This window comes from Ensifer sp. Root954 (genome assembly GCF_001429005.1).
GTDB classification, from domain to species: Bacteria; Pseudomonadota; Alphaproteobacteria; order Rhizobiales; family Rhizobiaceae; genus Ensifer; species Ensifer adhaerens.
In genome coordinates this window covers 57,710-63,986 of sequence record NZ_LMJM01000002.1, presented here as the reverse complement: position 1 = coordinate 63,986, position 6,277 = coordinate 57,710, and the positions used below count along the sequence as shown (strand labels likewise).

The following is a 6,277-nucleotide window of genomic DNA, read 5'->3' as shown; positions in this document are numbered from 1 at the left end:
CAACGAGAATGATCACCGGGAGTAACGGGCCGATGCGCAAATATTCAGTTTTCGCCGTGGCGCGCGAGGCGCTGCGCGGCCACAAGGGATGGGGCCCGCACTGGGCATCGCCGGAGCCACGCAAGGAGTATGACGCCATCATCATCGGCGGCGGCGGCCATGGCTTGGGAGCAGCCTATTATCTTGCCAAGGAGCACGGCATCACAAATGTCGCGGTGCTCGAAAAGGGATGGATCGGCGGCGGCAATACCGGCCGCAACACGACGATCATCCGGTCCAACTATCTCTATGAAGAGAGCATGGACATCTACGAGCATTCGCTGAAGCTCTGGGAAAACCTCTCGCAGGATCTGAACTACAACGTCATGTATTCGCCCCGCGGCGTGATGATGCTGTCGCACAACATCCATGACCAGCAGTCGTTCAAGCGCCACATCAATGCAAACCGTCTCTACGGCATCGACAACGAGTGGCTGACGCCGGAGCAGGCCAAGGCCTATTGCCCGCCGCTCGATATCGCCAAGACTGCGCGCTACCCGATCAACGGGGCGGCCCTGCAGCGCCGTGGCGGCACGGCCCGCCACGATGCGGTTGCCTGGGGCTATGCGCGTGCGGCCTCCGACCGCGGCGTGCACATCATCCAGAACTGCGAAGTGACCGGGATCCGCCGCGACGAGACCGGCCGGGTCGTCGGGGTCGACACCAATCGCGGCTATATCGGCGCTAAGAAGGTCGGCATTTCCGCCGCCGGCCACACCTCGGTGCTGATGCAGATGGCCGATGTGCGCGTGCCGCTGCAGAGCCAGCCGCTGCAGGCGCTGGTCTCCGAACCGCTGAAGCCGATCTTCCCCTGCGTCGTCATGTCGAACTCGGTGCATGCCTATATCTCGCAGTCCGACAAGGGCGAGTTCGTCATCGGCGCCGGCACCGACCAGTACAATTCCTATTCGCAGACCGGCGGCCTGCAGATCATTACCCATACGCTCGATGCGATCTGCGAGCTCTTCCCGATGTTCCGCCGCGTCAAGATGATGCGGCAGTGGGGCGGCATCGTGGACGTCACCCAGGACCGCTCGCCGATCCAGGGTGTCACGCCGGTTCCGGGCCTCTACCTGAACGCCGGCTGGGGTACGGGCGGCTTCAAGGCGACGCCGGGCTCGGCCCATCTCTTCGCCCATCTGATCGCTAAGGGCGAGCCGCATCGTCTCGCCGCAGGGTTGACGCTGGAGCGCTTCCGCACCGGCCGGCTCATCGACGAAGCGGCTGCCGCCGCCGTTGCGCACTGAGGATTTCGAGATGCTTCTGATCTACTGCCCCTATTGCGAGGAAGAGCGTTCCGAGCTCGAGTTCCGCGGTGCCGGCGACGCCCATATCGCCCGTCCGGAAAACATCGCCGACATCACCGACGAACAGTTTGAGGAATATTTCTTCCTGCGTCAGAACCCCAAGGGTCTGATCTTCGAACGCTGGCGCCACATCCATGGCTGCGGCCGATTCTTCAACGCCGCCCGCGACACGGTCAGCGACCGTTTCTACACCACCTACAAGGCTGGCGAACCGAAGCCTGACATCGCCACCATTCTTCAAAGCGAGCAGGACAAGAACGGCCAGGATAAGGGAGCCGCGAAATGATGGGCGCCAATCGCATTCCAGGCGTCGGCCGCCTGACACCCGCCCGCACCGCGCGCTTCACCTTCGATGGCCGCACACTGACGGCGCTCGAAGGCGACACGGTCGCCTCGGCACTGCTTGCCAACGGCATCCATCTCGTCGGCCGCTCGTTCAAGTACCACCGTCCGCGCGGCATTCTTTCGGCCGGTGCCGAGGAGCCGAATGCGTTGCTCGACGTCGCGCGGGATGCCGCCCGCCGCCAGCCGAACGTGCGCGCCACGGTGCAGGAAGTCTTCGACGGCATGAAGGTGGAATCGCAGAACCGCTGGCCGTCGCTCGCCTTCGACGTAGGCGGTCTCAATGATCTGATGTCACCGTTCTTCGCCGCCGGTTTCTACTACAAGACCTTCATGTGGCCGAAAGCCGCCTGGCACGCGATCTACGAACCCTTCATCCGCCGTGCTGCCGGCCTCGGCGTTACGCCGACGGAAGCCGATCCGGATCACTATGCCAGCCGCTACGCGCATTGCGATGTGCTTGTCATCGGTGCGGGTGTTGCCGGTCTATCCGCAGCACTTGCCGCTGCCAAGGCCGGCGCCAAGGTGATCATCTGCGACGAGCAGCCGGAAGTCGGTGGTGCGCTTCGCTACGAGAGCGGCACGACCATCGACGGCAAGGATGGCTGGGACTGGGCGCAGGAGACCGCCAAGACGCTTGCCTCCATGGACAACGTCACGGTGCTCACCCGCACCACCGGCTTCGGCTACTACAACCACAATTTCGTCGGCCTCGTCGAGCGCGTGACCGATCATCTGGCGGCCCTCGACAAGTCGCTGCCGCGTGAACGGCTGTGGCAGGTGCGCGCCAAGAAGGTGATCCTCGCCAACGGCCAGATCGAGCGGCACATGGTGTTCGCCAACAACGACCGCCCGGGCATCATGCTCGCTTCGGCCGGCCGCACCTATCTCAATCACTTCGGCGTCGCAGTCGGCTCCAAGGTTGGCGTCTACACGGCGCATGACTCGGCCTATGAAGCGGCTTTCGATCTGAAGCGGGCCGGTGTTTCGGTTCCTGTTATCGTCGACTGCCGCGAAAATCCGGGCGAGGCGGTGCTGGCCGAAGCGCGCAAGCTCGGCATCGAGGTGCTGACCGGGCATTCGGTGATCAAGGCTGGCGGCAAGCTCCGCGTCAATTCGATCAACGTCGCCCGCAATGGCGGCGGCTCTGCCCGCAAGTTCGCCGTCGACGCGCTTTTGGTCTCGGCCGGCTGGACACCGTCGGTGCACCTGTTCTCGCAGTCCCGCGGCAAGGTGAAATTCGATGCGGCGACGCAGCGCTTCCTGCCAGGCACGTACCTGCAGGATTGCCTGTCGATCGGCGCCTGCAACGGCACCGACGACCTGCAGGCAACCATCGACGAGGCGCTTGCGGCCGGCGAACTGACCGCGCGTGCGGCCGGTACAGAGGGCGGTGCGCAGGTGACGCTTTCGGGCGAAAACCGCTACGGCTGGACCGGCGGCATGATCGGCGCTGCCGAAGGCGCTGGTCCCGATACCACGGTCAAGGCCTTCATCGACTTCCAGCACGACGTCTGCGCCAAGGACATTCGTCTGGCGGTGCGCGAAGGCATGCACTCGATCGAGCACATCAAGCGCTTCACCACCAACGGCATGGCGTCCGACCAGGGCAAGCTTTCCAACATGCATGGTCTGGCGATCGCCGCCGAAGCGCTTGGCAAGGACATTCCGCAGGTGGGTCTGACGACCTTCCGCCAGCCCTACACGCCGGTGACCTTCGGAGCGATCGTCAACCACTCGCGTGGTGCCCTGTTCGACCCCGCGCGCAAGACGCCGATCCATGCCTGGGAGGAGGCGCATGGCGCCGAGTTCGAGGATGTCGGCAACTGGAAGCGTGCCTGGTTCTACCCGCGCTCCGGCGAAGACATGCATGAGGCGGTCGCGCGCGAGTGCAGGACGGTGCGTGACGTGGCTGGTGTCTTCGACGCCTCGACGCTCGGCAAGATCGAGGTTGTTGGCCCGGATGCGGCGCAGTTCCTCAATCTCATGTACACCAACGCCTGGGACAACCTGAAGCCCGGCCGCTGCCGCTACGGCATCATGCTGCGCGACGACGGCTTCGTCTATGACGACGGCGTGGTCGGTCGACTGGCCGAGGATCGCTTCCACGTGACGACGACGACCGGCGGTGCGCCGCGCGTCATGAACCACATGGAAGACTATCTGCAGACCGAGTTCCCGCACCTGAAGGTGTGGCTGACCTCGACGACGGAACAGTGGGCCGTCATCGCCGTGCAGGGACCGAAGGCGCGCGAGATCATCGCGCCGCTCGTCGAGGGCATCGACCTCTCCAACGAGGCCTTCCCGCACATGAGCGTCGCCGAGGGCAGGATCTGCGGCGTGCCGACACGGCTCTTCCGCATGTCGTTCACCGGCGAGCTCGGCTTCGAAGTCAACGTGCCGGCGGACTACGGCCAGGTGGTATGGGAAGCGATCTGGGCGCGGGCCGAGCCGATGGGCGCCTGCGCCTATGGCACGGAAACCATGCACGTGCTGCGCGCCGAGAAGGGCTACATCATCGTCGGCCAGGACACCGACGGTACGCTGACGCCGGACGATGCCGGCCTCTCCTGGGCCGTCTCGAAGAAGAAGCCCGACTTCGTCGGTATCCGCGGCCTGAAACGCCCGGATCTCGTCAAGGATGGCCGCAAGCAGCTCGTCGGTCTTCTCACCAAGGATCCGAAGGTGGTGCTGGAGGAAGGCGCGCAGATCGTCGCCGACCCGAACCAGCCGAAGCCGATGACCATGCTCGGTCACGTGACGTCGTCCTACTGGTCGGCAAACTGCGGTCGCTCGATTGCGCTGGCCATGGTGGCCGGTGGCCGCGAGCGCCTCGGCCAGACGCTCTACGTGCCGATGACCGATCGCACCATTGCCGTCGAAGTGAGCGACATGGTGTTCTTTGACAAGGAAGGGGGCCGCCTCCATGGCTGACCAGGTTACTGCAAGCCGCAAGGCGGCACTCACCGCGCGCGGGGGCTCGGCCGAGGCGATCCTGACGCCTGCACCGGCAGCAACGCGCATTTCGCTGCGCGCCGGCGCCGACGCACTGCCGGCCCTGTCGGCCGCACTTGGCGTGACGCTGCCGACCCGGCCGAAGACCTCGGCTTCTTCCGGCCAGCGCCATGCGCTGTGGATCGGCCCGGACGAGTGGCTGGTCATCGATGAGAGCCAAGCCGACCTGATGGCGGCAGCGGCCTCAAGCGGCACGCTGCATTCGGCGGTCGACATTTCGCATCGCAACGTCGCCGTCATTGTCAGCGGTCCGGGCGCCGACGTGGCTATCAACAGCGGCTGCCCGCAGGATCTGTCGCTGGCGATCTTCCCTGTTGGTGGCTGCTCGCGCACGATCCTCGGCAAGGCGGAGATCATCCTCTTCCGCACTGCCGAGGATCAGTTCCGGGTCGAGTGCTGGCGGTCGTTCTCGCCCTTCGTCTTCGGACTGCTTTCCGAGGGCGCTGCTGACGCCGGCCACTAAATGAAAAAGCCGGGAGGTGCGAGCAAGCACCTCCCGGCATTCGAAGACTGTTTGAAACAGCTCGCTCTCATTGCCGAGCGAGCAAGATGCCTTTTTCGAGGAGCGTGCGCTTCGTCGCATCGTTCAAGTCGTAATCCTGAAGGTGCTCGGGTTCGACCCAGGCATGTTCGACGAACTCGTCGTTGAGGCTGACCTCGCGATTTTCGGCCTCACAGTCAAAGATCAGATAGATCATATGAAGCTGCTCGGTTGAGCCGTCGGCATAGGACTTTGTCCGGATGTCGTCCCGGAAGGTCCAGGGCTTGATCGTTCCGATCTCCAGACGGTCTCCGAGCTCTTCCCGGATTTCACGGCGCAAGCCCTCATCGAGACGTTCGCCCGGCTCGAGGCCGCCACCCGAAAGCGCCCATTGCCCGGGAAACACGCCGCGATCGGGCGGCATCTTGCAGAGCAGGTAGGCGCCCCTGTTCTGAATGAGCGGGCAGACGATGATACGCTGGCGCAATGACTTCTCCATTTACTGATTTTGCGACCACGACAGCCGCCTTTCTTTTTTACGCGAAGCGCAAGTACCAGTAGAGCGCAATCTCGTGCGTTCCCGGCGTCAATGCCGAATAGAGGTGTCGGTCGTGGCCGGCGAGCTCGAAGCCGTAGCGCTCGTAAAAGCGGCAGGCGGCGACATTGTTCGATTGGGTCTCAAGCCTGATCCCCGGCAGGCCCCGTTCCCGCGCCCATGACACTGCCCTGTCCATGAGAGCTCGCGCGACGCCAGCGCGGCGCGCGTCCTTGTCGACGGCGATATCGTCCACCTCGGCATAGCCGTTCCACGCCTTCGAGAGTGCAATGTAACCGGCGAGCTGGCCGTCGAGACGCGCTGTGAAGAGGGCGGCATCCGGCCCGGCCGCGGTCTCCACAAGCTCGTCCGGATCGGATCCATAGGTCTTGATGTAGCTCTCGACCGGAGCGACGTCGCCGAGACCGGGGCCGGTGAAGGGCGGCAGTGCCTCGGACGTGACCTCGAAGAAAAAGTCGCAGCCGGCAAAGTCGCTGACGAAACGCCCGTCGGCCGGCTCGACGATGACTGCTGCTGTCATGGGATCTGCCTGCTCAA

6 protein-coding genes are annotated in these 6,277 nt (G+C 64.3%); 4 read left to right on the top strand and 2 right to left on the bottom strand.

Translation table 11 applies throughout. The features are described 5' to 3' along the window. Positions 1 to 32 precede the first annotated feature (32 nt). Genes ASE71_RS03315 through soxG form a run of 4 tightly spaced genes read left to right on the top strand, consistent with a single transcriptional unit; the run spans position 33 to position 5,166 of the window. A complete protein-coding gene (locus ASE71_RS03315) occupies positions 33 to 1,286 on the top strand; it encodes a sarcosine oxidase subunit beta family protein (RefSeq protein ID WP_034786880.1) in 1,254 nt (417 codons plus the stop codon). A 10-nt stretch (positions 1,287 to 1,296) separates the two neighbouring features. Further along, the gene (locus ASE71_RS03310) at positions 1,297 to 1,632 is read left to right on the top strand and encodes a sarcosine oxidase subunit delta (protein WP_034786877.1); all 336 of its coding nucleotides are present in this window, start codon (positions 1,297 to 1,299) and stop codon (positions 1,630 to 1,632) included. Further along, entirely contained in the window at positions 1,629 to 4,622 is a 2,994-nt protein-coding gene (locus ASE71_RS03305) for a sarcosine oxidase subunit alpha (protein WP_060517570.1), read from the top strand. Before ASE71_RS03310 ends, ASE71_RS03305 begins: the two co-directional genes overlap by 4 nt. Continuing rightward, positions 4,615 to 5,166, top strand: coding sequence for a sarcosine oxidase subunit gamma family protein (gene soxG, locus ASE71_RS03300; protein ID WP_034786872.1), 552 nt, complete (start codon positions 4,615 to 4,617; stop codon positions 5,164 to 5,166). Before ASE71_RS03305 ends, soxG begins: the two co-directional genes overlap by 8 nt. A 67-nt stretch (positions 5,167 to 5,233) precedes the next feature. On the opposite strand, the gene nudI is transcribed toward soxG, so the two are convergent. Together nudI and ASE71_RS03290 are read right to left on the bottom strand one after the other, a co-directional pair. Then, positions 5,234 to 5,671, bottom strand: a complete 438-nt coding sequence (gene nudI / locus ASE71_RS03295) for a nucleoside triphosphatase NudI (protein ID WP_034786869.1) — start codon at positions 5,669 to 5,671, stop codon at positions 5,234 to 5,236. 49 nt (positions 5,672 to 5,720) lie between these two features. Continuing rightward, positions 5,721 to 6,260 (bottom strand): GNAT family N-acetyltransferase, encoded by a 540-nt coding sequence (locus ASE71_RS03290; protein WP_060517573.1) that lies wholly within the window; start codon positions 6,258 to 6,260, stop codon positions 5,721 to 5,723. Positions 6,261 to 6,277 lie beyond the last annotated feature (17 nt).

Bases quoted from the DNA above. Each gene is read 5' to 3' on its own strand.
- ASE71_RS03315 (WP_034786880.1), top strand. From the start codon at position 33: ATGCGCAAATATTCAGTTTTCGCCGTGGCGCGCGAGGCGCTGCGCGGC.
- ASE71_RS03310 (WP_034786877.1), top strand. From the start codon at position 1,297: ATGCTTCTGATCTACTGCCCCTATTGCGAGGAAGAGCGTTCCGAGCTC.
- ASE71_RS03305 (WP_060517570.1), top strand. From the start codon at position 1,629: ATGATGGGCGCCAATCGCATTCCAGGCGTCGGCCGCCTGACACCCGCC.
- soxG (WP_034786872.1), top strand. From the start codon at position 4,615: ATGGCTGACCAGGTTACTGCAAGCCGCAAGGCGGCACTCACCGCGCGC.
- ASE71_RS03290 (WP_060517573.1), bottom strand. From the start codon at position 6,260: ATGACAGCAGCAGTCATCGTCGAGCCGGCCGACGGGCGTTTCGTCAGC.